Genomic DNA, 26,079 nt, shown 5'->3' with positions numbered 1-26,079 from the left:
CGCCGTCACTTGGGTGATCCGCTTGTCGCTGCCTACCCGCGAGTAATACAGTCGGGGTTACTGATCGGTAACACCTGTCCGGAAGCGGGGCCAGTGAGCATGACCCACTACAAGAGCAACCTCCGGGATCTCGAGTTCAACCTGTTCGAGGTCTTCGGGGCGGACCGGGCGTTCGGCCAGGAGCCGTACTCGGATCTCGACACCGACACCGCCCGCAGCTTCCTCGCTGAGGTGGACCGCCTCGCCCGCGAGGATCTGGCCGCCAGCTACACGGACAGTGACCGCAATCCGCCGGTCTTCGACCCGGCGGCGCACATCGCGCCGCTGCCGGAGTCGTTCAAGAAGTCCTACCAGGCATTCATGGAATCCGAGTTCTGGCGCCTGGACCTGCCGCCCGCGCTGGGCGGCACCAACGCGCCGCGGGCCCTCTGGTGGGCGCTAGCCGAGCTGGTGCTCGGCTCGAACGCGCCGGTCTGGATGTACGCCTCCGGCCCGTCCTTCGCGCACGTGCTGCACGTCGAGGGCAACGAGCGGCAGAAGAAGTGGGCCAAGCTCTTCATCGACAAGCAGTGGGGCTCCACGATGGTGCTCACCGAGCCGGATGCCGGCTCGGACGTGGGCGCGGGGCGCACCCGGGCGATCGAGCAGCCCGACGGCACGTGGCACATCGAGGGTGTGAAGCGCTTCATCACCTCGGGTGAGCACGACCTGAGCGACAACATCGTGCACTACGTGCTGGCGCGTCCGGTCGGCGTGGAGGGGGTCGGTGGTCCCGGCACCAAGGGCCTGTCGCTCTTCGTGGTGCCGAAGTTCCACTTCGACGAGACCACCGGCGAGCTGGGCGAGCGCAACGGCGTCTACGCCACGAACGTCGAGCACAAGATGGGCCTGAAGGTCTCCAACACCTGCGAGGTGACCTTCGGCGAGCACGGCGTACCGGCGAAGGGTTGGCTGCTGGGCGACAAGCACGACGGCATCCGGCAGATGTTCATGATCATCGAGTACGCCCGGATGATGGTCGGCACCAAGGCCATCGCCACCCTCTCCACCGGTTACCTCAACGCCCTCGAGTACGCGAAGAACCGGGTGCAGGGTGCCGACCTGATCCAGCAGGCGGACAAGACCGCCCCCCGGGTCACCATCACCCACCACCCGGACGTGCGCCGCTCGCTGCTGCTGCAGAAGTCGTACGCCGAAGGTCTTCGTGCTCTGGTCCTCTACACCGCCACCTGGCAGGACAAGGTCGCGCTGGCCGAGGCTGCCGGCGACGAGAAAGCCACCAAGCTGGCCAAGCGGGTCAACGACCTGCTGCTGCCGCTGGTCAAGGGCGTCGGTTCGGAGCGGGCGTACGAGATGCTCGGGCACGAGTCCCTGCAGACCTTCGGCGGCTCCGGGTTCCTCCAGGACTACCCGCTGGAGCAGTACGTCCGCGACGCCAAGATCGACACCCTGTACGAGGGCACCACCGCCATCCAGAGCCTCGACCTGATCTTCCGCAAGATCGTTCGGGACAACGGCAAGGCGCTGCTCGCGGTCTCCGGCGAGATCCAGGAGTTCATCTCCTCCGAGGCGGGCAACGGCCAGCTCAAGGAGGAGCGGCAGGCGCTCGGCAAGGCCCTCGGCGAGATCCAGAACATCCTCGGTGTGCTGACCGGCTGGCTGGGCGAGGCGCAGGGCGGCGACACGCGCGCGCTCTACAAGGTCGGGCTGAGCAGCCGGCGTTTCCTGCTCGCCATCGGCGACCTGGTGGTCGGCTGGCTGCTCCAGCGGCAGGCCGACGTGGCGCTGAAGGCGCTCGCCGGCGAGGTCTCCGCCAGCGACAAGGCGTTCTACACCGGCAAGGTGGCCGCTGCCCGCTTCTTCGCCCGTGAGGTGCTGCCCCGCATCGGCGCCGACCGGCGGATCATCGAGGGCACTGACCTCGACATCATGGACCTCCCGGAGGAGGCCTTCTGAGGCCTGTCTCATGAAGCAGGACCTGGGTCCTGTGCCGGGTCGCACCACCCGGCACCGACGGCCGGCGGGGCATGTCGCCCCGTCGGCCGTCGCCGTTCCGTCCTGACGGTGGGCACGTATTGACCGCGCCCGGTCGGGTATGCCGCCGCCGTGGCGGGTAACCGTCGCGTGACCTCGAAAGGGAACGCCCAGAGCCACCGCACGGGGGAGTGCAGCGCACATGGGTGTAGGAAGCGGCATTTTTCTCATCGCGATCGGCGCGATCCTGACCTTCGCGCTGAGAGCCAACGTCTGGTGGATCGACGTACGCGCGGTCGGCTGGGTGTTCATCCTGGCCGGTCTGGCCGTACTGCTGACCACTGTCTGGTTCTGGCAGGACCGGCGCAAGCGGGCTCGAACCCTCATCGTGGAGGAAAACCGGCTGTCTCATCCGACGGCGATGATGCCGCCACCGCCGGACCCGCCACCACCAACCGCGCCGCCGTCCTGATCCCGGCGCAACGCCCGACCTGCTTTCGAAGCGCCCGGCGTGCCTGACGCACGGCGACCTGTGGGCGCGTACCACTGAGCCACCCGTCAGATCGGCGGGTGGCTCAGTCGCGTGCGGTGTGCCGAGCCGTCAGCGGCGCTCCCGCCCTGCCCAACTCCGCCCAGCCGAGCGGGCAGCGGTGCACCGCCAACTCGGCGGTGCGCAGGCCCTCGTCGTTCGCCCCCTCGGGATCGAGGAACGCGGAGAGCAGCGAGATGCCCGGGTTGTGGGCAATGAGCAACGCCGTGCGGGCGGCCGGGTCCACAGTGCGGACCAGCGACAACAACTCCTCGGGGTGCGCGTCGTACGCACCCGGCTCATAACGGACGGTCGGGCGAGGACCGGTCGGACCACCCTCCGGCGGTGAACCGGTCATGCCCATCGCCACCCCGTGCCAGGTCTGGCGGGTGCGTCGGGCCGTCGAGCAGATCACCACGTCGGGCAGCAGCCCCTGGCGCGCCAACCAGGCCCCAGCCGCAGCCGCGTCGGCGTTCCCGCGTGCGCTCAGTGGCCGCTCCGCGTCGTCCGCCGCGTCGTTGCCCTGCTCGGCCTTCGCATGTCGCAGCAACACGAGTGTCCGTGTGTCGCGGTCGGCGTCCGTCATGCCCCCAGCTTGCCCGATTGGCGATCTCCGTGCCTGGGTAAGTCGATGGATGCCGCACCCCTACCGACGGCCGCGGCGCGACGTACGCCAGGTTAGAGCCGAGGAGCGAGACATGGGCATTGGTGGCAGCATCTTCTTGATCGCGTTAGGCGCGATCTTCGCGTTCGCAGTGGAGGCCGACCTGGGTTGGCTGGACCTGGCCGTGGTCGGCTGGGTGCTGATGCTGGCCGGCGTCGCCGGCCTGCTCGCCACCCTCTACTTCTGGAACAGCCGCCGCCGCCCGGTAGTGGCCGCGCCGGTCCGCGAGGAGCGCGTGGTGGCCGACCGGGTCGTGCCGGTCCAGGACAACCAGGTCGTGCAGGAGTACCGCGAGGTGCGTCGGCCGGGCCGACCCGTCTGATCCTCGCCCACACACTCCGGGGTCCCGCAGCGTCGCGGGGCCCCGGCTCGCGTATACGCGCCTTGGCTCGTGTGTGCTCCGGCTCTTGTGTGTGCGCCCGGTGACCGCCAGCGCCCCCTCATCCCTGCCAAGATCCGCACACCTTCGGGGAAGTTGCTGTCTGAAGGCGTGTCGAGGCAGCAGTTTCCCCGAAGATGTGCGGATCTTGAGGCGCGGGCCTGATCCCGGAGGCGGTGATCGGGCGAAAGATCGCGCTCGATCCAGGAAGTAGTGCTTTCGGATGCGAGCGAGGCCACTACATCCTGGATCGAGCACGATCATGGGGCTGTCGCCGCCCTATGGTGCCGCCGAGCGGCGTCGCGGGGCCCGGAGGCCCCCGGGCCGGTGTTCGGGTCGGCCGGTGTTCGGGTCGGCCGGTTCTCGGGTCGGGCGGGCCGTGCCCTGAGTCTTGGCGGTTCGGTCAGGCGAACAGCGCGAAGTAGATCGCGATGTGGTGACACAGCGCCGCCAGCAGGGTGCAGGCGTGGAAGAACTCGTGGTGGCCGAAGACGGTCGGCCATGGATTGGGTCGGCGCAACGCGTAGAAGACCGCGCCGACGCTGTAGATCGCCCCGCCGACGATCAGCAGCACCAGTGCCGCGACGCCGCCCCCGTGCAGGATCTCCGGGAGCATGGCCACCGCCACCCAGCCCAGCGCCAGGTAGAGCGGCGCGGACACCCAGCGTGGCGCGTGCGGCCAGACCACCTTGACCGCAACGCCGGCCAGCGCGCCACCCCAGACCAGGGCCAGCATCACGGTGGCTGGTCGGGGCGCGAGCAGCATCGCGCAGAGCGGCGTGTACGTGCCGGCGATGAACACGAAGATCATCGAGTGGTCCATCCGGCGCATCACCTGGTAGCCGCGCTCCGACCACACTCGACGGTGGTACAGCGCGCTCGTGCCGAAGAGCCCGCAGACCGTCAGGCTGTAGATGAGGCAGCTCACCAGGGGTGCCCACCCCGTCCGGGTGGCGGCGATCGAGCAGAGCACGATGCCGCAGACCAGGGCGACGAAGAAGGCGTACGTGTGCAGCCAGCCGCGCATCCGGGGCTTACCGATGTCGACCGGCTTCAGGCGAAGCGGGGCGGAGGTGGTCACCCAGTCAGGTTACGGCACCGTAGGTTACTTGTAAGTAGTGGCGTTGGTGACACCCGGCACCGTCAACGTGAACACCGGATCGGCACGACATCGGCGAGGATGAGCGGATGCGGATCCGACCCGTCGGGGCGCACGCCCTGCTACTCGACTGCACCCTCCCCGCCGACACCCCCGAAGCCGTGGCCGACATCCCGGAGGCCACCCTTGTCGAAGCGTGGCGGGCCGAGCTGTGGCGGCGTCGGGAGCGGGGCGACCTCATCGCCGTGGAGATCGTGCCGGCCGCCCGGAGCGTGCTCCTCGACGGCCTGCCCGACCCGACCACCACGACCGAGCAGCTGACCCGTTGGGCACCCGCCGTCACCGCCGCGATCACCCGCCCACACCGAGCCGATCCCAGGGCCAATCCCAAAGTCGCCGCCCACGCCCACGCCGCCCACGCCCACGCCGCCCACGCCGCCCACGCCCACGCCGCCCACGCCCACGCCGCCCACGCCGCCCACGCCCACGGCGACGATGCGCACGCCGACATCGAACCCGGCGCCGAAGCGGACAACGACGCTCAACACGCAGCGGAACTCCGCGACACCACAACCGAAGACGGGGCCGACGACGCGGCGGACGTGTTCGTGCCGGTCACCTTCGACGGGCCGGACCTGGCGGCGGTGGCGGAACACTGGGGCGTGGACGTCCCGGCAGTGCGGCACCGGTTGACCAGCACCCGGTTCCGGGTCGCCTTCTGCGGATTCGCCCCCGGATTTCCCTACCTGACCGGGCTGCCCGCCGAGATGGCGCTGCCCCGGCTGGCCACCCCCCGTCCCCGGGTGCCGGCCGGCTCGGTCGCGTTGGCGGGCCCGTACGCCGGTATCTACCCGAGCGCTTCCCCGGGCGGCTGGTTGCTGGTCGGTCGGACCGACCTGGTGCTGTTCGACGTGACCGCCGACCCGCCGGCCCGACTCGGTCCGGGCACCACGGTACGGATGGTGGCGGCGTGACCCGCTCGGCCGCCATCGAGGTGATCCGCGCCGGTGCGCTCACCACGGTGCAGGATCTGGGCCGGCCCGGCTGGGCGCACCTGGGCGTACCCCGGTCCGGCGCCCTCGACCCGGGTGCTCTGCGGTTGGCCAACCGGCTGGTCGGCAATCCGGAGCACGCGGCTGGCCTGGAGATCACCCTGACCGGCTGCACCCTGCGGTTGACCCGGGCCGCCACCGTGGCGGTCACCGGCACCGAGGTTCCCGTCCAGGCGGGCACCCGGCCCGGTGACACAGGACGCCCGCTCAGTGTGCCGGCCGGGACGGTGCTGCGGATCGGTCCCGCCCGGCGGGGCGTACGGAGTTGGTTGGCGGTGGCGGGCGGCATCGACGTGTCACCGGTGCTCGGTAGCCGGGCCACCGACACCCTCTCCGGGCTCGGCCCGCCCCGGCTGACCGACGGTGACCTGCTGCCGCTCGGTGATCCGGTCGGCGACCCGGCACCGGTGGATTCGACCGTGTGCCAGCCGCCGCCTGAGGAACTGCACCTGACGTTGGCTCCCGGTCCTCGCGAGGAGTGGTTCACGCCGACCGCGTTCGACCGGCTCTTCGGCAGCGCGTACACCGTCAGCCCGGTGAGCAACCGGGTCGGTGCGCGGCTCGCCGGCGCGGCGCTGCCCCGCGCGGTGGCCGGCGAACTCCCCAGCGAGGGCATCGTGCTCGGCGCGGTGCAGGTGCCGGCGGACGGACAACCCCTGATCTTCCTCGCCGACCATCCGACCACCGGTGGATACCCCGTCATCGGAGTGGTCACCGACGTGACCCCGCTCGCGCAGGCCCGGCCAGGTACTACCGTCAGATTCCATGGACCTCAACGCTGACCTGGGCGAGGGATTCGGCATCTGGCGACTCGGTGACGACGAGGCGCTGCTGAGTCTCGTCACCTCCGCCAACGTCGCCTGCGGCTTCCACGGCGGCGACCCGTCCACCATGCGGCGGGTCTGCGAGGGCGCCGCGCGACGCGGGGTCGCGGTGGGGGCGCAGGTCGGCTATCGGGACCTGGCCGGCTTCGGCCGGCGGCACATCGCGTACGACTTCACCGAGCTACGCGACGAGGTGACCTACCAGTTGGGGGCACTGGACGCGTTCTGCCGGCTGTTCCGCACCCGGGTCCGCTACCTGAAGCCGCACGGCGCGCTCTACCACGCGGCCAGCACCGACGAGTCCCAGGCGGCGGCGGTGGTCGCCGCCGTCAGCGGGTACGACCCGGAGCTGCCCGTCCTCTGCCTGCCCGGCTCGACGCTCGCCCAGCTCGCCGTGGGTGCCGGCCTGCCGGTGGTTGCCGAGGCGTTCGCCGACCGCGCGTACCTGCCCAACGGGGCGTTGGTGCCGCGCGGCACCCCCGGCGCGGTGATCACCGACCCCGAGCAGATCGCCGAACGGGCGGCGCGGATGGCCACCGAACGCAGCGTGGTGGCGGTCGACGGCACGGTCATCCCCTGCTCGGTCGACTCGATCTGCGTGCACGGCGACACCCCGGGAGCGGTCTCCGCCGCTGAACTCGTCCGCGCCACCCTGATCGACGCCGACATCACGCTGGCCCCGTTCGCCTGACCGGAGGGGCCCGGACGGGCCCCTCCGAATCGCCTCAGGCGTCCAGGCCGCGTAGCACCAGCGGCAGCCGGGTCACGGCGCCGTCGACCACCCGGACCGGTACGCCCCAGTCCTGCCGGGTCAGGTGGCACGCCGCGTGCTCGACGTCCGCGTCACAGGTCGCCGCCTGCGCGGTCACCTGGAGCACCCCCGCGGTGACCTCGCCGTTGAGCACCAGCCGGCGGGACAGCTCGGTGCCCGTGCCGGCCCCGTCCACCAGCAACTCCGGCGGGGACGCGGAGACCACCAGCCGGGTCGACGGGCCGTACGTCTCGTCCAGCTTCTGCCCCGGCGCCGGGGTGAAGACGATGTCCAGGGTGACCTCGCCGGCGGCGACGTCGGTCGGCTTGCGCTCGGTGCGGTGCCGTGGCCCGTCCACCGTGCTGGCACCCGCCGCCGACAGGGCACCGGGAGCGAGTCGGGTCAACCGGTGTGCGGCGGACTCCACCACGAGCACCTCACCGGACGGCGTGAGCACCAGGTCGCTGGGCTCCGCCAACCCGTCCGCGACGGTGGAGACCTGGTTGCTGGCCGGGTCGAAGCGGCGCACCGCACCGTTGTACGTGTCCGCGATCAGCACCGAGCCGTCCGGCAGCGCGCACACGCCCAGCGGGTGCTGGAGCAGCGCCGACTCCGCCGGACCGTCCACGTGCCCGAAGTCGAACAGGCCCTGCCCGACCGCGGTGCCCAGCACACCGTTCTCGACGTACCGGATCGAACTGGTCTCGCTGTCGGCCACCCAGAGCCGGGTGCCGTCGGCGGAGGTGGAGAGCCCCGACGGCTGGGCCATCCACGCCTCGGCCAGCGGGCCGTCGCGCAACGCCTCCACTGTGGTGCCGGCGTACATGCCGGCGGTCCGCTTGATCGGGTCGAACCACCAGAGCTGGTGGATGCCGGCCATCGCGATGATCAGCTTGTCGTCGTACCAGGCCAGATCCCACGGCGACGACAGGTCGACGGCGAACGCGTCGTGGGCGTGGTCGTCGACCTCGGCGCGCCACTGCCGCCCACTGCCGGCCACGGTGACCACCTCGCCGGACTCCAGCCGTACGCCGCGCAGCAGGTGGTTGACGGTGTCGGCCACCACCAGGTCGTAGCCGGCCACCTCGGCGACGTGCGTGGGCAGCACGCACACGCCCTGCGGCTCGGAGAACGTCGCCGCCTCGGCCGGGCCGTCCGCCCGGCCGCGCTCGCCCGAGCCGACGCGACGCACCGGCGTCTCGCCGTCCGGGTCGACCTCGACCAGGGAGTGCCGGGCCGAGTCCGAGACCAGCAGGTTGCCGTTGGGCAGCAGCACCGCCTTACCCGGGAAGCGCAGCGCCGTCTCCGGTGCCGGCGGCGGGACGTACGGGCCGTCCCCCCGGTGCAGGGTGCCCTTGGCCTCGTGGGTGGTGACCAACTCGTCGATCAGTCGGGCCAGCCCCTCGGCGTGCCCCTCGCCGGCCATGGTGGCCACCACGTAACCCTCGGGGTCGATCACCGACAGGGTCGGCCAGGCCCGGGCCGCGTACTGCTGCCACATGTCCATCTCGGGATCGTCGAGGACGGGATGGTGCACCCCGTAGCGCTCCACTGCAGCGGCGAGCGCGTCGGCGTCCTTCTCGTGCTCGAACTTCGGCGAGTGCACGCCGATGACGACGAGCACGTCGCCGTACTTCTCCTCCAGCGGGCGCAGCTCATCGAGCACGTGCAGGCAGTTGATGCAGCAGAACGTCCAAAAATCCGCGATCACGATCTTGCCGCGAAGGTCGGCGAGCTTGAGGTCGCGTCCACCGGTGTTCAGCCAGCCCCGACCGCGCAGTTCGGGGGCCCGTACTCGTGCGCTCATGCACCCATCGTGCCTGACCACCGGCCCGTGCCCGGCCGGAGGGGGCGAGATTCGGACCACCTGCGGGTACGACGACGGCGGGGTCACGGTTGCCCGTGACCCCGCCGTCGGTGCGGCTACTTCGTGGCCGGCTTCAGGCAGAGCACCCGGTTGGCGCCCTCACCCGGCAACACCACGTGGGGCTGCGTCGTGTCGGTGCACTTCTCCTTGGCGTCCACCTTCGAGACGATCGTGAACGCGCCCGCCTCGCCGCAGTCCGCCGCCGAGGCGCCGGCCTGCCCGGACTGCTTCACGCAGGTGCCGACCGCCGGGTCGAAGGCCGGCGCGTCGTCCCCGCCGACCTTGCCGAGCAGCAGCAGCAGGCCGAGTGGCACCGCCAGGATGAGCATCGCGGCGATCAGCACCGCGGCCAGCACCCGGCCGTTGCGTACCTTCGGCGTCGGTGGTTCCACCTTCGGCTCGTCGACCGCGTCCGGCTTGAACGCGTCGAACCGACCCTGGTCCGCCTGGCCGGCCTCCTGGCCCCACGACGACGCGGGCGGCGGCGGGAACGACGGCGGGAAACCGCCGCCCGGCACCGGTTCGTTCGCCGGCCCGCCGAAGCCCGGCGTGCCGGAGCCCGGGCCACCGAAGTTCGGCGCACCGAAGGTCGCCGTTGCGTTCGCGGTGCCGGCGGCAGGTGCCCCGGGGCCGCCGAACTGGTCCGCCGGCGGCTCGTTACCCGAGTGCGGGCGGGTGCCGTTCACCGGCCTGTTGTTGCCGGGGGCGTCGACGAAGGACGGCACGCCGGGCGGGAACGCCGGCGGTGCCTCGTTGAACGCGTTCGGCGCGGCCTGCCGGTCGTCGAAGCGCGGATCGGCCGGGGGCTCGCCGCCCCAGCCGGACCCAGCCTGCCGCTGCTCCTCGTGCTGCCAGTCGGGCGTGGCCTGTCGTGGCGCGTCGTTCTGCCACTCCGGAGCACCCTGACGGTCCGTTCCCGGGTCGCCCTGGAACGCCTCCGGCTCCGGCTCGGCCTCGGGCTCCGGTCGGGCCGGACGGCCGTACACCCGGGGTTGCGGGTTGGCCGTGCCGGTCGGTCGGATGGCCTGGTCGGTCGGGGGCATCACCCGGCTGGCGAGCGGCACCGAGGCGCTCGCCGTGGCGCGGGCCGCCGACTCGGCGTCGGATACCGGTACGACCGCGCGGCCCGCTCCGGACTCGGGCGAGGTGCGCGGGGCGGGCACCACCGCGCCGCTCCCGGAGACGTCCTCGGGGCGGCCACCGTACTGCCCGGCGGCGTCCGGGGTCTCCCGCTCGGCGTAGGCGGGCTGCTCGGGGATCGGAGCGAACTGGGCCTGGGGCGCGTAGTCGGACGGCGGGACGGCGGCCAGGCTGGCGCCCGGGACGCGCTGCTCCTGCGGGGGCAGCGGCACCGCGTTCGCCGGCGAGATGCCCGGCGCGGGCCCGGGCTGGTAGGCCGGTGCCTCGTCGCCGCGGTCCGCCTCCCAGCCTCCACGGGACTGGGCGGAAGCCTCGGCCTCCGCGCGACCCCACACCTCACCGGGGGCCCACGGCTCGGCCTCCGGCACGCCGCCGGAGTTGCCCTTCGCGGCATTGTCCGGGCCGGCGGCCCAGTTGGGCGCGCCGCCGCTGGTGGGCACGCTGGCGCTGGCACGGGCGGGGAGGTTGCTCGGCTCGGCCTGGGGCCACCCGGCCTGCTCCGGCCGCTCGGTCGGTTGGTCTGGCTGGGCGAGCACCCAGTCGGGCTGCTGTGGACGGCCCTCGGCCTCAGCCCAGGCGGCCGGCTGCGCGGGCTGGTCCTGCCGCGCGTCGTTGCCGTCGTTCCACGATGCGGGCTGTGCCTGCTGCTGTTGCTGCTGCTGCGCGGCCCACCCGCCGGAGTTGGCCGGATCGTCCTGCGCGGGCCAGTTCGTCGTCGGGGCCGGGACCTGGGCGGCGCCACGGGCCGGGCTCGGCTGGGCGGCCTGACCCCAGCCGGGGGCGGGCTGCTCGGTCGCTTCGGCGGGCTGGCCCCAGGCCGGCGGCGACTGCTCCGCCGGCGTCCACACCGGCTGGTCGTCGCGGGCGGCGCCAGCGGCGGGCCAGCCGCCGTTGCCGGTGGCCTGGTCCTGCTGGGCACCGCCGGACCAGGCGGCGGCCTGCGGTGCGTCGGACTGCGGAGATTCGGTAGCCCGCCAGTCGGCTGCGGGCGGGTTGGCCTGCGCCCCGCCGCCCCAGCCGCTGGCCGGGTCCTCCTGGGCGGGCCAGGCGGCGGTGGCCGGGGGAACCTGCGCGGCGCCCCGTGCGGCCGGCTGGGCCTGCACCCAGTCCGGCTGCTCAGCGGGGGCGTTGGGCGTCCAGGCCGGTGCGGGTGCGCTCTGCTCGGCGGGCGTCCAGCCCTGCTGCTGCGCGGCCCAGGGTTCGGGCTGTGCCGGAGTCGGCGCGCCGTCGTTGCCGGACCATGCGCCGGGCTGCTGCTGCGGCGGCTCGCTCGCGCCACCACCGGCGGCCCAGGCGGGCTGCGCCGGGTCGTTGGGCTGCGCGGCGGCACCCCAGGCGGGGGCCGGCGGCTGCTCGGGCTGGGTCGCCCATGCCGGTGCCGACGGGTTCGGTCGCGCCGGGGGCGGGGGTGCCCAGCCCAGGTCGGGGCCGGCGGCGTTGTTGCCGTTGTCCGGCTGCGCCGGGCGGTCGCCGTACGGCGCCGGTCCGCCGGCGCCCGGTGACACCTCGTCCGGCTCCTGGCCGGGTCGGTGCGGGCCCTCGGACGTCATGGGTGCGCCTCCTCCATCACATGTCGGCTCGCCGGTGCCGATCGGTCTCCTCGGCGTGGCTGCCGGCGTCACCGGCGTACCGCTGTGCCGGCTCCCCGCACGGTATCGGGTGGTGGCACGAACCGTCCAAGGAGCACTGGTCGTCACTCACCGTGGCCGGTTGATGTCGAGCAGTTCTTGTCGGCTCGGCCTCTGCCGGGTCGGCGGGCGACGACCGAAGCCCACCGTACCGGGCGCTGCGGCAGGGCGGAATCCCGGTGGTGGTGGTTGGGAAACGCCGATGGCCCACCCGGTGGGCCGGGTGGGCCATCGATCTGGAGGAGGTGAGGAATGTAGTGGAGCGTCAGCTCATGTGACGCTGGGCGATGACGAGGATTTCCTCGCGAACCGCCGGCGAGTTCGCCGAGCGCAGCGCGTGCTCGATGGCACGGGCGCGGCGGGTCGCGTCGCGGTGGTTGCGGATTCGCTCGATCATGCTGCTCATTGGTGGGTTCCCCTAGCTATTCGGTTGTCAGCCCCTGATGCATCTATTCAACAGCAGAAGGCAGCGAAATTCCATCGATTATTAGGTGAGCTGGGACACCTGCCTAACAATCAAAGGTCAACAGGCTGCTTGGCCGATGGTTCCTTCGCCCAACGGACACGGCCGGTGTGCCGGGCGTTAACCCGTGGCACACCGGCCGTGGCTGGCGTTCTGAAACGATCAGGTCCAGGCGAGCAGCGCCGCCTCCGGATCCGTGAGGAAGTCACCGACGTCCCGCAGGAACTTCGAGCCCAACTCACCGTCGACGATCCGGTGGTCGAAGCTCAGCCCCAGCGTGGTGACCTGGCGAACCTTGACCTTGCCCTTGTGCACCCAGGGCATCTCCCGCACCGCGCCGAAGGCCAGGATCGCGGACTCACCCGGCGGCAGGATCGGGGTGCCGGTGTCCACCCCGAACACACCAACGTTGGTGATGGTCAGGGTGCCGCCGGACATGGCCGCGGGCGAGGTGCGCCCGGACTTCGCCGTCTGCACCAGGTCGGTCAGCGCATCCGCCAACTCCCGCAGCGAGAGGCGGCCGGCGTCCTTGACGTTGGGCACGATCAGACCGCGCTCGGTGGCCGCCGCGATGCCGAGGTTGACGTACTCCTTGACCACGATCTCGTCGCCCGCCCAGGTCGAGTTGACCATCGGGTGCCGTTGCACCGCCAGCAGCACCGCCTTCGCCACCAGCAGCAGCGGCGAGACCCGTACGTCGCGCCACTCCCGCCGGCCGCGCAGCCGGTCCAGGGCCTTCATCGCCCGGGTCACGTCGACGGTCAGGAACTCCGTCACGTGGGGGGCGGTGAACGCCGAGCGGGACATGTTCTCGGCGGTCAGCTTGCGGACGCCCTTGACCGGGATGCGCTGCTCCCGGTCCGCGCCGAAGCTGGGCGCCGCCGTCGCCGCGATCGGCTCGGCGACCACGACGCTCGCACCGCTCGCCGCCGCCTGCACGTCCTCCCGGGTGATCGAGCCGAGCAGCCCCGACCCGGTCACCGTGGCGAGGTCGACCCCGAGATCCTTGGCGAGCTTGCGCACCGGCGGCTTGGCCAGCACGACCCCGCCGCTCGCCCCGCCGCTCGCTCCGCGGCGTCGATCATGGACTTGTGGTGCCGGAATCGTGGGAGTCGGGGCCGGTTTGTCACCCACCACAACTCCATGATCGACCCCAGCGGAGGCCGCGGCCCCAGCGGGGACGGTGTTCTTGCGGGGGCGGCGCTTCGCGGATGTCGTGCGGGGGCCGTAGCCGACCAGCACCGCGGTCCGCCCGCCCGGGGCCGCACCGCCGATCAGACCGGGTTCGATCATGCCCTCGGCCGGTGCCACCTCCACCGCCGCCAGCGAGGCCGCCGACGGGGTCGGCAGGTCACCGCTGGGCGTGGCGGTGGTCGACGGCGCCTCCAGCGGCCCGGCACCCGGGTCGGTGTCGATCGCGATGATCGGCGTACCGACCTCGACCGTGGTGCCCTCCGGGTGGTGGATCGCCTGGACCTGCCCGGCCCACTTCGCCGGGATCTCCACGGCCGCCTTCGCCGTCTCCACCTCGACGATCGGCTGGTTCAGCTCGATGGTGTCGCCGACCTTGACCAGCCAGGCCAGGATCTCGCCCTCGGTCAGCCCCTCGCCCAGGTCGGGCAGGTTGAACGTCTTGATCCGGGACATGTCGCTCACCAACCGAAGGTGCGGTCGACGGCGTCGAGCACCCGATCGAGGTCGGGCAGGTACTCCTCCTCCACCCGGGCGGCCGGGTAGGGGGTGTCGAAGCCGGTCACCCGCAGCACGGGCGACTCCAGGGAGTAGAAGCACTCCTCGGTGATCCGGGCGGCCAACTCGGCGCCGAGGCCGATGTTGGACGGCGCCTCGTGCACCACGACCACCCGGCCGGTGCGCTTCACCGACTCGTACGCCGCAGTCAGGTCCAGCGGTGAGAGCGAGCGCAGGTCGATGACCTCCAACTCCCGGCCGTCCTCGGCGGCGGCGGTCGCCGCCTCCAGGCACGTCCGCACCATCGGGCCGTAGGCCAGCACGGTGACGTCGGTGCCGGGCCGCACGACCCGGGCCGAGTGCAGGGGGTACGCGTCGGACAGCGGCGCGTCCAGGTCGACCTGGCCCTTCTCCCAGTAGCGCCGCTTGGGCTCCAGGAAGACGATCGGGTCGTCCGAGGCGATGGCCTGCTGGATCATCACGTACGCGTCCTGCGGGTTGGAGCAGGTCACCACCTTCAGGCCGGCGGTGTGCGCGAAGTACGCCTCCGGCGACTCGGAGTGGTGCTCGACCGCGCCGATGCCGCCGCCGAACGGGATCCGGATCACCATGGGGATGCTGAGCTTGCCGCCCGAGCGGTAGTGCATCTTCGCCACCTGCGACACGATCTGGTCGTACGCGGGGTAGACGAAGCCGTCGAACTGGATCTCGCAGACCGGCCGGTAGCCGCGGATGGCCAGACCGACAGCGGTGCCGATGATGCCGGACTCGGCCAACGGGGTGTCGATCACCCGCTGGTCGCCGAAGTCCTTCTGGAGGCCGTCGGTGATCCGGAAGACGCCGCCGAGCTTGCCGACGTCCTCGCCCATGATGACGACCTTGGGGTCGTTCTCCAGGGCGCGGCGCAGACCGGTGTTGAGGGCCTTTCCGATGGTGAGCGTCTCCGTGGCCATCAGTGGGCGCTCCCCTCGAACGACTCCATGTAGCGGCTGAACTTCGCGCGCTGCTCGTCGAGCAGCGGAGACCCGTTGGGGTAGACGTGGTCGAACATCGTCACCGGCTCCGGGTTCGGCATTTCGAGCACCCGCTCGCGCAGGTGCACCGACTCGCGGCGAGCCTGCTCGTCGACCTCGGCGAAGAAGCCCGCGTCGGCGATCTGCTGCTTCTCCAGGAAGGCCTTGACCCGGGCGATCGGGTCCTTGGCCTGCCACGCCTCGACCTCGCTGGCGATGCGGTAGCGGGTCGGGTCGTCGGAGGTGGTGTGCGCGCCCATCCGGTAGGTGTACGCCTCGATCAGGCTTGGGCCCTGCCCGAGGCGGGCGTTGTCCAGCGCGGTGCGGGTGACCGCGTACGTGGCGAGCACGTCGTTGCCGTCGACCCGTACACCGGGGAAGCCGAAGCCGGCGGCCCGCTGGTAGAGGGGGACCCGGGTCTGCCGCTCCAGCGGCTCGGAGATCGCGTACTGGTTGTTCTGGCAGAAGAAGACCAGTGGCGCGTTGAACACGCTGGCCCAGACGAACGCCTCGTTCACGTCGCCCTGGCTGGTGGCGCCGTCGCCGAAGTAGGCGATCGCCGCCTCGCCGTCGTCGGTGCCGGTCTTGCCGTCGATGGTGATCCCCATCGCGTAGCCGGTCGCGTGCAGGGTCTGCGCCCCGATGACGATCGTGTACATGTTGAACTTGAACTCGTTCGGGTCCCAGCCGCCCTGGTCGACGCCACGGAACAGGCCGAGCGGCATGATCGGGTCGATGCCCCGGCAGTAGAGGACGCCGTGCTCCCGGTAGGTCGGGAAGGCCATGTCCTGGGTACGCAGCGCCCGCCCGGAGCCGACCTGGGCGGCTTCCTGGCCGAGCAGGCTGGCCCACAGGCCCAGCTCGCCCTGACGCTGGAGAGCGGTCGCCTCGGCGTCCAGCTTCCGGACCAGCACCAGGTCGCGGTAGAGGCCGCGGTATTCCTCGTCGGTGAAGTCGACGCGGTACTCGGTGCCGTCGGGCCCGATGGCGCTGTCGATCCGCTCGCCTTCGGGAGTGAGTAGCTGGACCAGCGCGGGGTCGCCGGCCGCGCCCTTCCTGGAGCGGGGTGCAGCCCGCCTGCTGCGGGTGGTGCCCCCGGGGTCGCCCTTTGCCATCGGTGTCTCCCTGTCGTGTCTGCGTCGGCACCGGGGGGTCACCCGGCCGCGCAACTCGTGCGCCTGCCCGGCTGCTGCCGGACCGGTTCCTGGCGGCCGCGCCTAGCCCCGGTGGGGGTTGCCGCACGGCGTGATCCGGGGTCTGGCCGAACCCGGATCGGGAGCGCCGGCGCTCAACCGCGCCTGCCGCGAGGGTGCGCGGAGGTCACGGCTGCGTTGCCGTCGTGCTCCATATTCGCAGAGCAGGTGAGCGCGCCCACAGTACGCCCGCCTCCGCAATCCGACTGCCCATGCTTTGACGCTGTTTGTCGCCATCATGCCGGCCGGCGTTTCCCATGCGTTGCGGCACGATTCGTCACCGTTCGGGTAGCACCGCGTGTCGACACGCGGTGGAGGTTGGCTGACTCAGGGTGACTGCGCCAGGCTGATTCCCGCAGGATCGCGCCTAACGGGTTATTTGTCAGGTTTTACCCTACGGCGGCGTCCGTTCATGTCTTCCGACGGCCGACGACTAGGGGTGTGCGGTGTACGAGCCAGGCGACGGACCCGGCACACCAGCGCTTGGGCGGCACCGGTCGGCCGGCGGCTATCGCCGGGTGGTCGGTGTCCACCGGGCCCCCGGCTCGGGTGGCCCCTCCCGCGGTTACCTGCTCACCGTCGCGCTGCTGGCCGGCACGGCGTCGATGCCCATCCTCGCCGCGATCAGCGCGGGCTCGGCCACCCCGGGCAGCACCGCCCTACCGGACAGCAGCACGCCGTTCCTGCCGACCCCGTCCGTCGGGCCGGTGGTGATCCCCATGCCGATGACCAGTCAACCGGCGCTTCCCCCGCTCGGCACACCCAGCGTCGGCCCGACCAGCGGCTGGCTGCCGGCCGCGCCGTCGCACACGCGGGGAGGGCCCGCCGCCGCCGATCCCGGGCCCGACCGGTGGACGACCGCCCCGCCGGTGGCACCAAGACCCACGCGGAGCACTTCGCCGCCGGTACCCCCGCCCGTCGCTCCGCCACCCCCGACCGACCCGGACCCGACCGTTCCGCCGGACCCGACCGTTCCGCCGGACCCGACCGTTCCGCCGGACCCGACCGTTCCACCCGACCCCACCGTTCCACCCGACCCGACCGACCCGCCCGATTCGCCAGGCCCGGACCCGACCGACCCGGACCCGACCGACTCGGCGGACCCGGACCCGACCGACTCGCCGGGCCCTTCCAGCTCGGCCGATCCCGACCCGACCCCGACCCTGACGGTGGACCCGACGCCCACGCCGACCGACGACGCGACAGCCACCGCCGTGCCGACCAGCACCCGGTCCGTCCCCGCCCCCACACCCACGCCGCCCGCGGTTCCGTCCCACCGGCCCGGCCCGGTGATCCCGTCGGCCGTCGCACCGACGCCCAGCGTGAGCCCGGCGCCACCGGCCGGACCGACGTACCCCGCGGTCCCGCCGACGGTACGGTGACGATCAGGCGCGGCCCGTCCGACGACGGAGGCGCTCGGCGGTAGGCGCGTACCGGAGGGGGTGACGTGGGCGGCGGTGCGGAACCCCGCCCGGTCACCACCCGGCCCGGCCCGGGGCTGCGGATCGCCCGGCTGGTCACCGAGGTGACCGCCCCGGCGGTCCTCGTGTCGCTGCTGATCATCACGGTGAGCTGGCGCAGCGCCAGCCGCCCCGGTCAGGGCCTCGTCTGGGGTCTGCTCGCCACTCTCTTCGTCACCGGCATTCCGTTCGCCTACATCCTCGGCGGGGTACGCCGAGGCCGGCTCACCGACCACCACGTCGGCCGCCGGGAGCAGCGCCGGGCCCCGCTGCTGGTCGGCCTCGGTTCGGTCACGGCGGGGCTCGCCCTGCTGGCCGTGCTCGGCGCGCCCCGCCCGTTGCTGGCACTGGCGGTGTCCGGCCTCGTCGGCCTCGTCGTCGCCGTGTCGGTCAGCCACTGGTGGAAGATGTCGATCCACTCGGCGGTGGCCGCCGGCACGCTGGTCATCCTGATGCTGACCTTCGGGACCCGGCTGGTCGTCGCCGCACCGCTGCTGGCGGTGGTCGGCTGGTCCCGGGTACGGCTGAGAGACCACACGCTGGCACAGGTGCTGACCGGCGGTGCGCTCGGCGCCCTGATCGCCGCGGTGATCTTCGGCTCGCTGCGCTAGGCGCTCACCCTCTGACGCCGTCAGGCTCCGTCGTCGGCGAGGCGGTGGCGGTTCGCCTCGATCCACGCGTCCAGCGCGGCCGGGTCGTCCGGATCCACCCCGTCGGCCATCAGCTGCGCCACGGCGGCGGTGGCCGCGCTGCGCCGCTCACCGGTCGAGTAGAGGCGGGCGAACTCCGGCACCATCTCCTCGATCGCCTCGTCGGTGCGCGTCGTCGCCGCCTCGGGCAGCCCGCGCTGGCGCGACGCGTACCGCGCCCAGGCCCGCAGCACCCGGGGGAGCATCGCCGCGTCGTCCATGTCCAGCACGGCCCGGCGGTGCACCCAGTCCAGCAGGAAGAGCCCCGACACGGCGGGACTCCAGCGCATCGGATCGGCGTCCGGGAAGCTCGCCGAGTGGTCCAGCAGCAGGCTCAGGCAGAAGTGCAGGGAGGCCAGCTCCGGGCCGTCGACGGTGTCCAGTCCGAAGCGGGCGGCCTCCGGCGCGGCGAGGAACCGCCGGACCAGGTCGGTGCGCTCGGCCGCGGAGAGCGGCTCGACCTCCGCCGGGCCGGTCGGGTCGGCCGCGGTGGGCAGCATCGCCAGCCGGGCACCGACCAACGCCCGGTCGGTGGCGAGCGACCCCTCGCCGGGCAGCTCGCCCAGGTCGTCGGTGACCGCCAGATGGCGAGCCACCTCGCCCCGGAACCGGGCCGGATCTTCGGTACGGAACCAGGTCAGCTCGTCGTCGGCGCACATCTGCCGGACCTGGTCCAGGATCCGTTCGCCCGGCCCGCCCACGAAGATGTCCTTGGTGATCCCGATGTTGTGGTCCACCAGGGCCACCAGCGCGTGCTCCGAGCCGCCGGCCTCGTCGTCGTAGGCGAAGGTCGCGAGGTACGAGGTCTGGTCGCCGTACACGTCGCCGTACGCCCAGGTGCCGGTGAGGTGCACCCGGCCGAGCTGGGACGTCCAGGTGGGTGCCTGGCTGCCCGGGCGCACCCGATCGGCGCCCTCGGCGGTCGGAACGAGGGTGGCGAAGACCTGCCGGATGGTGGTCGCCGCCGCGACCCTGCGGCGGGCGGTGGCGGCGAGGAAGCCGGTGACGAACTCCCGTACGGCGGCGTCGCGGTCGGTCTCCGCGATCGCGTAGACACTGCCCAGCAAAGCGCTGCCGAGCATCTCGGCGTCGAGGGCGGACTCCAGCTTGGTCACGTCGCGTGCGGCGTGCAGCACCGCGTCGTAGGGGGTCTGAGGCGTGGCCATGCTCCGACCCTACGCCGCCCGGGGCGTACGCAGAGCGGTAGCGAGCCCTGCGGAGCGTCAGCGGCGTGCGGCATCCCGCAGCGCGTCGCGGGCCTCGGCGTACGAGCCGAGCACGGTTCGTACCGGTGTCAGCACGTACTCGTCGCCCACCTGGGCGACCCGTGCCGTCAGCCGCTGGTCGGCGCGGGCCCGGGCGCGCCGGGCGGCCCAGCGCACCACCGGTCGGGTCAGCGCCGCCACCAGCAGCCCGGCCAGCAGGCCGCCGAGCAGCAGGACGGTGGGCAGCGGAACCTGGCCGACCATCGGGTTGTCCAGCGCGGGCAGGCCGAGCGCCCGCAGCGCGTAGCCGAGCACCAGCCAGCCCAGCCCGACGACGGCGGCGAGGGTGACCAACCACTGCACACCACCGACGAGCCGCCACCACACCGGGCGACGGTCCAGGCCGAGGTCGGTGCCGGCGATCGTGCGATCCAGGGCGTCCGGCAGGTCGCCGAGGCGGGACCGGGCGGCGGAGGTCACCGCGCCGGGCCAGGCCGCGGGCAGGTCGCCGGCGGCCCGGTCGGCCACCGCGCGGATGGCGAGGCCGAGCGCCGAACGCTGGGCGGCCGTCGGGTCCGGTACCGAGGTGGCCGCCACCAGGCTCTCCGCCGGGTCGGCCTGGTCACCGGTCGGGCCGGGCAGGTGCAGCCGACGCAGCGGGTCGGGTCGCAACCGCCGCCAGCCCCGAACCACGGGCCAGCCCGTTGCCGCGCCGGCCCGATGCCGGTACGCCCGTTCCACGGCCTCGGTCACCGCCGGCACCCCGGCCGCCCCGGCCAGCGCCCGGTTCAGCCCGTTGACGGCGGCGTCGTCCGGCCCGCCCGCCGGCCGCGCCGAACCGACCAGCTCGTCCAGGCCGGCGACGACCGTGTCGACGTCACCCGCGAGTCGCCGCAACGCGGCCTGCCGCTCGGCGACCGTGCGCTCCAGCGCGTTGCGCAGTCCGACCATTCCGGCCGGATCGATGGCGGTGGTGGCCAGCAGGGGCACCCCGGTCAGCCCGTCCGTGTCGAGCAGCCGACGCAGGTCGTCCAGGACGCGGGGCACCTCGGCCGGGGGCAGCCGGTCGGCCTGGTTGAGCACGACCAGGGTGACCTCGCGGTGCCGGTGGAACTCGCGCAGGTAGCTGTCGTGGATGACCCGGTCGGCGTACTTCTGCGGGTCGACCACCCAGACCACCTGGTCGACCAGGCCGAGGAGTCGGTCCACCTCGAGCCGGTGCGATCGCTGCACCGAGTCGAAGTCGGGCAGGTCGAGCAGGATCAGCCCGTGCAGGGCCGTCTCGTCGTCCGCGTCCAGGGCGCTCTCCCGGACGAAGCGGTGCCGGGGCAGTACGCCGATCCAGTCGAGCAGGTGGTTGGCGCCCTCCAGTGGCCCCCACACGCAGGCGTGGGTGACGCCGGTGGTCGGCCGGCGCACCCCGACCGGCGAGAGTTCCAGTTGGGCCAACGCGTTGAAGAGGCTGGACTTGCCGCTGCCCGTGGCACCGGCCAGGGCGACCACGGTGTGGTCCCGGGACAGCGCGAGCCGGGTGCCGGCCCGTTCGACCAGGGTGTGTGCGGGCACCAGGTCGGCGTCCGGCAGCAGACCGTCCACGGCGCTCAGGAACCGGCGTACCGCGTCCAGGCGGGCGATCAGCGCGTCGGCATCGACCCGCTGGTCCCCGCGGAACACCTCGCGTACCCGGCCGGCGATGTTGCTCACCGGGAACCCTCCTCGTCGGCGGCGGACAGGCCGCTGCGGTGCCGGGCCAGCTCGACCCGACCGGCGGCCCGGCGCAGGTCGTCGCCGGCGTCCGCGGCGGGGCGGGCGTCGGCGGTGCGGCTGAGGAAACGGTCGGCCTCCGCGTCGAGCAGCGTCCGCACCCGGGCCAGCAGGTCGGTACGGGCCTTTGCGGCGAGGGTGCGCACCGCCTGGTCCCCGAAGATCGCCTGGAGGACGGCCTGGGCGGCGACAGTGGTGCCGGCACCGGTGGCCAGCTCCAGCCCGGTCGGGATGAACGCGGTGGAGGCGAAGACGGCGATCATCACGGCCAGCCCGGTGGCGTTCACCGCGTACGCGGCGGTGCGGGCCACGAACCGCTTGTCACCGCCCTCGACCCGGACGAGTTCCAGCACTCCGCGCTGCCAGTCCCGGACCATGCGCTCGGCGCGTTCGGGTAGGTCGTCGCTCGGGTGGGCGAGCGCCGGGTCGAGCAGCCCGGCACCGGCCGGGTGTGCCTTCCACCCGGTGTACGCGGACTCGGCGGCCTCCGAGGCCACCCCGCGCAGCAGCGTCACCAGTTGGGACTCGATGGCGTTGCGCAGCTCGACGGCGGGCGCCGGCCGACCGGTGACGGCGGCCACGACCCGGTCCCGCAGGCGGCCGATCCGTGCCTCCAGCGTGCGGAACAGCTCGCCGGTGCCGACGAACTCCTGCCAGCGGGCGAGCACCTCACCCCGGAGCAGCCGGCCGTCCTGGAGCCCCTGCTCGACGGTGCGCTCGGCACCCCGGTAGGCGGCCCGGACCCGTTCGTCCAGCCCGTCGGCGGCGGCGAGCTGCTCATCGGCGGCGTCGGCCAGAGCCTCCACGGTGGGGTGGAGCGCGGCCAGCGCCCCGTCGAGGGTCTGGCGGACCACCGCGGCCCGCGCGTCCGCGTCGGCGGCCAACCGGGCGAACCAGTCGGCGAGGGGGGCGGTGACTCCCTCTGGCAGCAGCCCCTGACCGTCGGTCCAGGTCTCGGGCAGCACGAACAGCGGTGCCCGGCCGAGATCCTGCTCGGCGAGCATCTCGGTCAGGTGCGCGGCGATCTCGTCGGTGGCCTCCGCGGGCACCCGGTCCAGCACCATGGCGATCACGGCACCGCGCGCCCGGGCGCTGCGCAGCAGCTCCCAGGGCACCGCGTCCGCGTACCGGGCGGCGGTGGTGACGAAGAGCCACAGGTCGGCGGCGGCCAGCAGTTGGGTGGCGAGCGCCCGGTTGGCGTCGACGACCGAGTCGATGTCGGGCGCGTCGAGGAACGCCAGCCCGGCGGGCAGGGCCGGGGCGGTGACGAGGTGCAGGGCCCGCGGGTCGTCGCTCGGCTCGGTGGTGCGGGTCAGACCGGGCAGGAGGTCACCCTGCCGAAACCAGGCCGCGTCGGACGGGTTGCAGACCAGCACCGGGGAGCGGGTGGTCGGCCGGAGCACGCCGGCGGCGCTGACCCGGGCCTTGACCAGGCTGTTGACCAGGGTCGACTTACCCGCGCCGGTGGAGCCGCCGACCACCACGAGCAGGGGGGCGTCCAGCCGGGCGAGCCGGGGCAGCAGGTAGTCGTCGAGTTGGTCGGTGAGTGCGGTGGCGGTGTGCCGGGCGGAGCCGGCGGAGGGCAGCGCGAGGGGATAGCGGGTCGCGCCGATCGCCTCCCGGAGGCCCGACAGTGCGCCGGGGAGGCTGTCGTCCCCGGTGGTGGCGGGGGGCTCCTCCGCGGCGGCCGGCGGGTCGGTGCGGGCTGCGACGGCGGGCGCACCGGAACGGGTGGCGGGATCGCCGTGCGTCGTCACCGCTAAAGCGTGCCCGACCGATGCAAGGGAAGACAACCGGACGGTAATAACGGCTGGGTTGCGTCGGGTTGACTCAAGTCACCTTGACGATTGGCCAACGCGTGGCACTATTGAGTCAAGTTCACTCAACTTGTGGTGGGGCCCGCTGCGGGCGGTGCTCGCCAGCAGCCCACGGGCGATGCCCGTCACCTGCACAACCTTACGAAGCGAGGAAGCGAAGATGGCACGTGCGGTCGGTATCGACCTCGGCACGACGAACTCCTGCGTCAGCGTTCTCGAGGGCGGTGAGCCCACCGTCATCGCCAACGCCGAGGGTTCGCGGACGACTCCTTCGATCGTCGCGTTCGCCCGCAACGGCGAGGTGCTCGTCGGTGAGGTCGCCAAGCGCCAAGCGGTGACCAACCCGGACCGGACGATCCGGTCGGTCAAGCGCGAGGTCGGCACGAACTGGTCCGTCGACATCGACGGCAAGAAGTACACCCCGCAGGAGATCTCGGCCCGGACGCTGATGAAGCTCAAGCGGGACGCCGAGGCGTACCTGGGCGAGCAGATCACCGACGCGGTGATCACCGTTCCGGCCTACTTCAACGACAGCCAGCGCCAGGCGACGAAGGAGGCCGGTGAGATCGCCGGCTTCAACGTGCTGCGGATCGTCAACGAGCCGACCGCGGCCGCCCTGGCGTACGGGCTGGACAAGGGCTCCAAGGAGCAGACCGTCCTGGTCTTCGACCTCGGTGGCGGCACCTTCGACGTGTCGCTGCTGGAGCTGGCCGAGGGCGTCGTCGAGGTCAAGTCGACGAGCGGTGACAACCAGCTCGGTGGCGACGACTGGGACCAGCGGATCATCGACCACCTGGTCAAGACGTTCCGTGGTGAGCACGGCATCGACCTCTCACAGGACAAGATGGCCCTCCAGCGGCTCCGCGAGGCGGCCGAGAAGGCCAAGATCGAGCTGTCCGCCGCCACCACCACCAACATCAACCTGCCGTACATCACCGCCGGCGCGGCCGGCCCGCTGCACCTCGACGTGACGCTGAGCCGCGCCGAGTTCCAGCGGATGACGCAGGACCTGCTGGACCGCTGCAAGGGCCCGTTCGAGCAGGCCGTGAAGGACGCCGGGATCAAGATCTCCGACGTCGAGCACGTCATCCTGGTCGGTGGTTCGACCCGGATGCCCGCCGTGACCGACCTGGTCAAGCAGCTCACCGGTCGTGACCCCAACAAGGGCGTCAACCCGGACGAGGTGGTCGCCGTCGGCGCCGCTCTCCAGGCCGGCGTGCTCAAGGGTGAGGTCAAGGACGTCCTGCTGCTCGACGTGACCCCGCTGAGCCTGGGCATCGAGACCAAGGGCGGCATCTTCACGAAGCTGATCGAGCGCAACACCACCATCCCGACCAAGCGTTCCGAGGTCTTCACCACGGCCGACGACAACCAGCCGTCGGTGCTGATCCAGGTGTTCCAGGGTGAGCGGGAGATCGCGGCGTACAACAAGAAGCTCGGCACCTTCGAGCTGACCGGCCTCCCGCCGGCGCCGCGCGGCGTGCCGCAGATCGAGGTCGCGTTCGACATCGACGCCAACGGCATCGTCAACGTGCACGCCAAGGACCTGGGCACCGGCAAGGAACAGAAGATGACGATCACCGGCGGCTCCTCGCTGCCGAAGGACGACATCGAGCGGATGCGCCGGGACGCCGAGGAGCACGCGGAGGAGGACAAGCGCCGCCGCGACGACGCCGAGACCCGCAACGTGGCCGAGGCGCTCCAGTGGCAGACCGAGAAGTTCCTCGCCGAGAGCGGCGACAAGCTGCCCACCGAGAACCGCGAGCAGCTCAACGAGGCGCTCGGCGAGCTGCGCGGCGCCCTCGGCGGTCAGGACATCGAGAAGATCAAGTCGGCGCACGAGAAGCTGGCTCAGGTCTCTCAGCAGGCTGGCTCGCTGCTCTACTCGCAGCAGGCCGAGCAGGGTCAGCAGCCGGGTGGCGAGCCGGGCCCCGGTGCGACCGGCGCGACCGGTGCGACCGGCCCGAAGGCCGGCGGCCCCGACGACGTGGTCGACGCGGAAATCGTGGACGAGGACGGCAAGAAGTGACCGTCGGCCTCCGGCACGTTTCCACCGCGAAGGGGATGAGGTAGCCGCATGACGCAGAAGCCACGAGCCGCCGACCCGGACGACACCGGGTCGACGCCGGGTGGCTCCGCGACCACGGAGCCGACCGGCGACGGGGAGCGGGTCGTCATCCGCAACAACCGTAAGCTCGTCGACACCGCCGAGCCGGAGGGAACCGCCGCCGACGCGGAGGCCGGCGTGCCGGCCGAGGGTCTGGTCGAGGACGCCGAGGTCGTGGTCGACGAGATCGAGGTCGAGGTCAACTCCACCGACGGGCCGGAGCCGTCCGGTCCGGCGGTGGTGGACGCCCCGGCGCAGCCGGTGGACGGTGGCCGCGCGGGCACCTCGCTCGGCGCCGAGTTGGAGGCGCTCCGGGCCGAGCTGGACGAGCGGACCAGGGATCTCCAGCGGGTGTCGGCGGAGTACGCCAACTACCGCAAGCGGGTCGACCGGGACCGCAGCCTCGTGCAGGAGCAGGCGACCGGCTCGGTGCTGGCCGCGCTGCTGCCGATCCTGGACGACCTGGACCGGGCCCGGGAACACGGCGACCTGGTCGGGCCGTTCGGCACGGTGGCGGAACAGCTCACCACCGCGCTGGGCAAGTTCGGCCTGAACGCCTTCGGCGAGCAGGGCGACTCGTTCGATCCGACCCGGCACGAGGCGGTCGCGCACCAGACCTCGGCCGACGTCAGCGAGCCGACCTGCGTCCAGGTCATGCGACGCGGCTACCAGCTCGGTGAGCGGCTGCTGCGCCCCGCGCTGGTCGCGGTCGCGGATCCGGAATAGTGCCAGACAGTGAGCAGGCCGTCCCGCCCACCGCCCAGCGGTGGGC

At 72.5% G+C, this 26,079-nt stretch carries 21 protein-coding genes; 10 read left to right on the top strand and 11 right to left on the bottom strand.

The window, feature by feature from the left end:
* The first annotated feature begins 99 nt into the window (after positions 1-99).
* Both AB0877_RS17605 and AB0877_RS17600 read left to right on the top strand, forming a co-directional pair.
* A complete protein-coding gene (locus tag AB0877_RS17605) occupies positions 100-1,956 on the top strand; it encodes an acyl-CoA dehydrogenase (protein WP_366610262.1) in 1,857 nt (618 codons plus the stop codon).
* A 220-nt stretch (positions 1,957-2,176) separates the two neighbouring features.
* A complete protein-coding gene (locus tag AB0877_RS17600; RefSeq protein WP_030487564.1) occupies positions 2,177-2,446 on the top strand; it encodes a DUF6458 family protein in 270 nt (89 codons plus the stop codon).
* A 103-nt stretch (positions 2,447-2,549) separates the two neighbouring features.
* On the opposite strand, the gene AB0877_RS17595 is transcribed toward AB0877_RS17600, so the two are convergent.
* A complete protein-coding gene (locus tag AB0877_RS17595) occupies positions 2,550-3,089 on the bottom strand; it encodes a histidine phosphatase family protein (protein ID WP_366609892.1) in 540 nt (179 codons plus the stop codon).
* Between the two features lie 112 nt (positions 3,090-3,201).
* Here AB0877_RS17595 and AB0877_RS17590 point away from each other — a divergent pair, with 112 nt between their 5' ends.
* Positions 3,202-3,489 carry a DUF6458 family protein gene (locus AB0877_RS17590; RefSeq protein ID WP_350854835.1) on the top strand — a complete coding sequence of 96 codons (288 nt, stop codon included), beginning with the start codon at positions 3,202-3,204 and terminating at the stop codon, positions 3,487-3,489.
* A gap of 460 nt (positions 3,490-3,949) precedes the next feature.
* Here AB0877_RS17590 and AB0877_RS17585 read toward each other — a convergent pair whose 3' ends face one another.
* The gene (locus AB0877_RS17585; RefSeq protein WP_366609890.1) at positions 3,950-4,627 is read right to left on the bottom strand and encodes a hemolysin III family protein; all 678 of its coding nucleotides are present in this window, start codon (positions 4,625-4,627) and stop codon (positions 3,950-3,952) included.
* A 107-nt stretch (positions 4,628-4,734) separates the two neighbouring features.
* Between AB0877_RS17585 and AB0877_RS17580 the strand changes: the two genes are divergently transcribed.
* The 3 genes from AB0877_RS17580 to AB0877_RS17570 are packed head-to-tail and all read left to right on the top strand — an operon-like array spanning position 4,735 to position 7,212.
* Positions 4,735-5,619 (top strand): carboxyltransferase domain-containing protein, encoded by an 885-nt coding sequence (locus tag AB0877_RS17580; RefSeq protein ID WP_366609888.1) that lies wholly within the window; start codon positions 4,735-4,737, stop codon positions 5,617-5,619.
* A complete protein-coding gene (locus tag AB0877_RS17575; protein ID WP_366609887.1) occupies positions 5,616-6,479 on the top strand; it encodes a biotin-dependent carboxyltransferase family protein in 864 nt (287 codons plus the stop codon). Before AB0877_RS17580 ends, AB0877_RS17575 begins: the two co-directional genes overlap by 4 nt.
* Complete coding sequence (locus tag AB0877_RS17570; RefSeq protein WP_366609886.1) at positions 6,463-7,212, top strand: 5-oxoprolinase subunit PxpA; 750 nt, start codon at positions 6,463-6,465, stop codon at positions 7,210-7,212. Before AB0877_RS17575 ends, AB0877_RS17570 begins: the two co-directional genes overlap by 17 nt.
* Before the next feature lie 34 nt (positions 7,213-7,246).
* Here AB0877_RS17570 and AB0877_RS17565 read toward each other — a convergent pair whose 3' ends face one another.
* The 6 genes from AB0877_RS17565 to pdhA all read right to left on the bottom strand — a co-directional run bounded on the left by AB0877_RS17565 (position 7,247) and on the right by pdhA (position 16,187).
* Positions 7,247-9,079: an NHL domain-containing thioredoxin family protein gene (locus tag AB0877_RS17565; protein WP_366609885.1), complete on the bottom strand. Its 1,833-nt coding sequence runs from the start codon at positions 9,077-9,079 to the stop codon at positions 7,247-7,249.
* Positions 9,080-9,195: 116 nt separating this feature from the next.
* On the bottom strand, positions 9,196-11,829 hold the full coding sequence (locus AB0877_RS17560) for a hypothetical protein (RefSeq protein WP_366609883.1): 2,634 nt from the start codon (positions 11,827-11,829) through the stop codon (positions 9,196-9,198).
* 343 nt (positions 11,830-12,172) lie between these two features.
* Positions 12,173-12,313 carry a hypothetical protein gene (locus AB0877_RS17555; RefSeq protein ID WP_355004647.1) on the bottom strand — a complete coding sequence of 47 codons (141 nt, stop codon included), beginning with the start codon at positions 12,311-12,313 and terminating at the stop codon, positions 12,173-12,175.
* A 219-nt stretch (positions 12,314-12,532) separates the two neighbouring features.
* Positions 12,533-14,017 carry a dihydrolipoamide acetyltransferase family protein gene (locus tag AB0877_RS17550; protein ID WP_366610260.1) on the bottom strand — a complete coding sequence of 495 codons (1,485 nt, stop codon included), beginning with the start codon at positions 14,015-14,017 and terminating at the stop codon, positions 12,533-12,535.
* Between the two features lie 5 nt (positions 14,018-14,022).
* Entirely contained in the window at positions 14,023-15,012 is a 990-nt protein-coding gene (locus tag AB0877_RS17545) for an alpha-ketoacid dehydrogenase subunit beta (RefSeq protein WP_366609882.1), read from the bottom strand.
* On the bottom strand, positions 15,012-16,187 hold the full coding sequence (gene pdhA / locus AB0877_RS17540; protein ID WP_366609880.1) for a pyruvate dehydrogenase (acetyl-transferring) E1 component subunit alpha: 1,176 nt from the start codon (positions 16,185-16,187) through the stop codon (positions 15,012-15,014). Before pdhA ends, AB0877_RS17545 begins: the two co-directional genes overlap by 1 nt.
* Positions 16,188-16,711: 524 nt before the next feature.
* Here pdhA and AB0877_RS17535 point away from each other — a divergent pair.
* Positions 16,712-17,647, top strand: a complete 936-nt coding sequence (locus AB0877_RS17535; protein WP_366609878.1) for a hypothetical protein — start codon at positions 16,712-16,714, stop codon at positions 17,645-17,647.
* A 65-nt stretch (positions 17,648-17,712) separates the two neighbouring features.
* A complete protein-coding gene (locus tag AB0877_RS17530) occupies positions 17,713-18,336 on the top strand; it encodes a phosphatase PAP2 family protein (RefSeq protein WP_366609877.1) in 624 nt (207 codons plus the stop codon).
* Between the two features lie 20 nt (positions 18,337-18,356).
* Here the strand turns inward: AB0877_RS17530 and AB0877_RS17525 are convergent, their stop codons facing one another.
* The 3 genes from AB0877_RS17525 to AB0877_RS17515 are packed head-to-tail and all read right to left on the bottom strand — an operon-like array spanning position 18,357 to position 23,140.
* Positions 18,357-19,580: a hypothetical protein gene (locus tag AB0877_RS17525; RefSeq protein ID WP_366609876.1), complete on the bottom strand. Its 1,224-nt coding sequence runs from the start codon at positions 19,578-19,580 to the stop codon at positions 18,357-18,359.
* 57 nt (positions 19,581-19,637) lie between these two features.
* Positions 19,638-21,323 (bottom strand): GTPase, encoded by a 1,686-nt coding sequence (locus AB0877_RS17520; RefSeq protein WP_366609875.1) that lies wholly within the window; start codon positions 21,321-21,323, stop codon positions 19,638-19,640.
* Positions 21,320-23,140 carry an ABC transporter gene (locus tag AB0877_RS17515; protein ID WP_366609873.1) on the bottom strand — a complete coding sequence of 607 codons (1,821 nt, stop codon included), beginning with the start codon at positions 23,138-23,140 and terminating at the stop codon, positions 21,320-21,322. The genes AB0877_RS17520 and AB0877_RS17515 overlap by 4 nt, the downstream gene beginning before the upstream one ends.
* Before the next feature lie 220 nt (positions 23,141-23,360).
* On the opposite strand from AB0877_RS17515, the gene dnaK reads away from it, so the two are divergent.
* Both dnaK and grpE read left to right on the top strand, forming a co-directional pair.
* The gene (gene dnaK, locus AB0877_RS17510; protein ID WP_366609872.1) at positions 23,361-25,229 is read left to right on the top strand and encodes a molecular chaperone DnaK; all 1,869 of its coding nucleotides are present in this window, start codon (positions 23,361-23,363) and stop codon (positions 25,227-25,229) included.
* A 48-nt stretch (positions 25,230-25,277) separates the two neighbouring features.
* Entirely contained in the window at positions 25,278-26,033 is a 756-nt protein-coding gene (grpE, locus tag AB0877_RS17505) for a nucleotide exchange factor GrpE (protein WP_366609871.1), read from the top strand.
* Positions 26,034-26,079 lie beyond the last annotated feature (46 nt).

The organism is Micromonospora sp. NPDC047644 (assembly GCF_040704315.1).
Taxonomy (GTDB): domain Bacteria; phylum Actinomycetota; class Actinomycetes; order Mycobacteriales; family Micromonosporaceae; genus Micromonospora.
The sequence above is the reverse complement of the archived record's forward strand: the minus strand, read 5'-3'. Positions and strand labels throughout refer to the sequence as shown.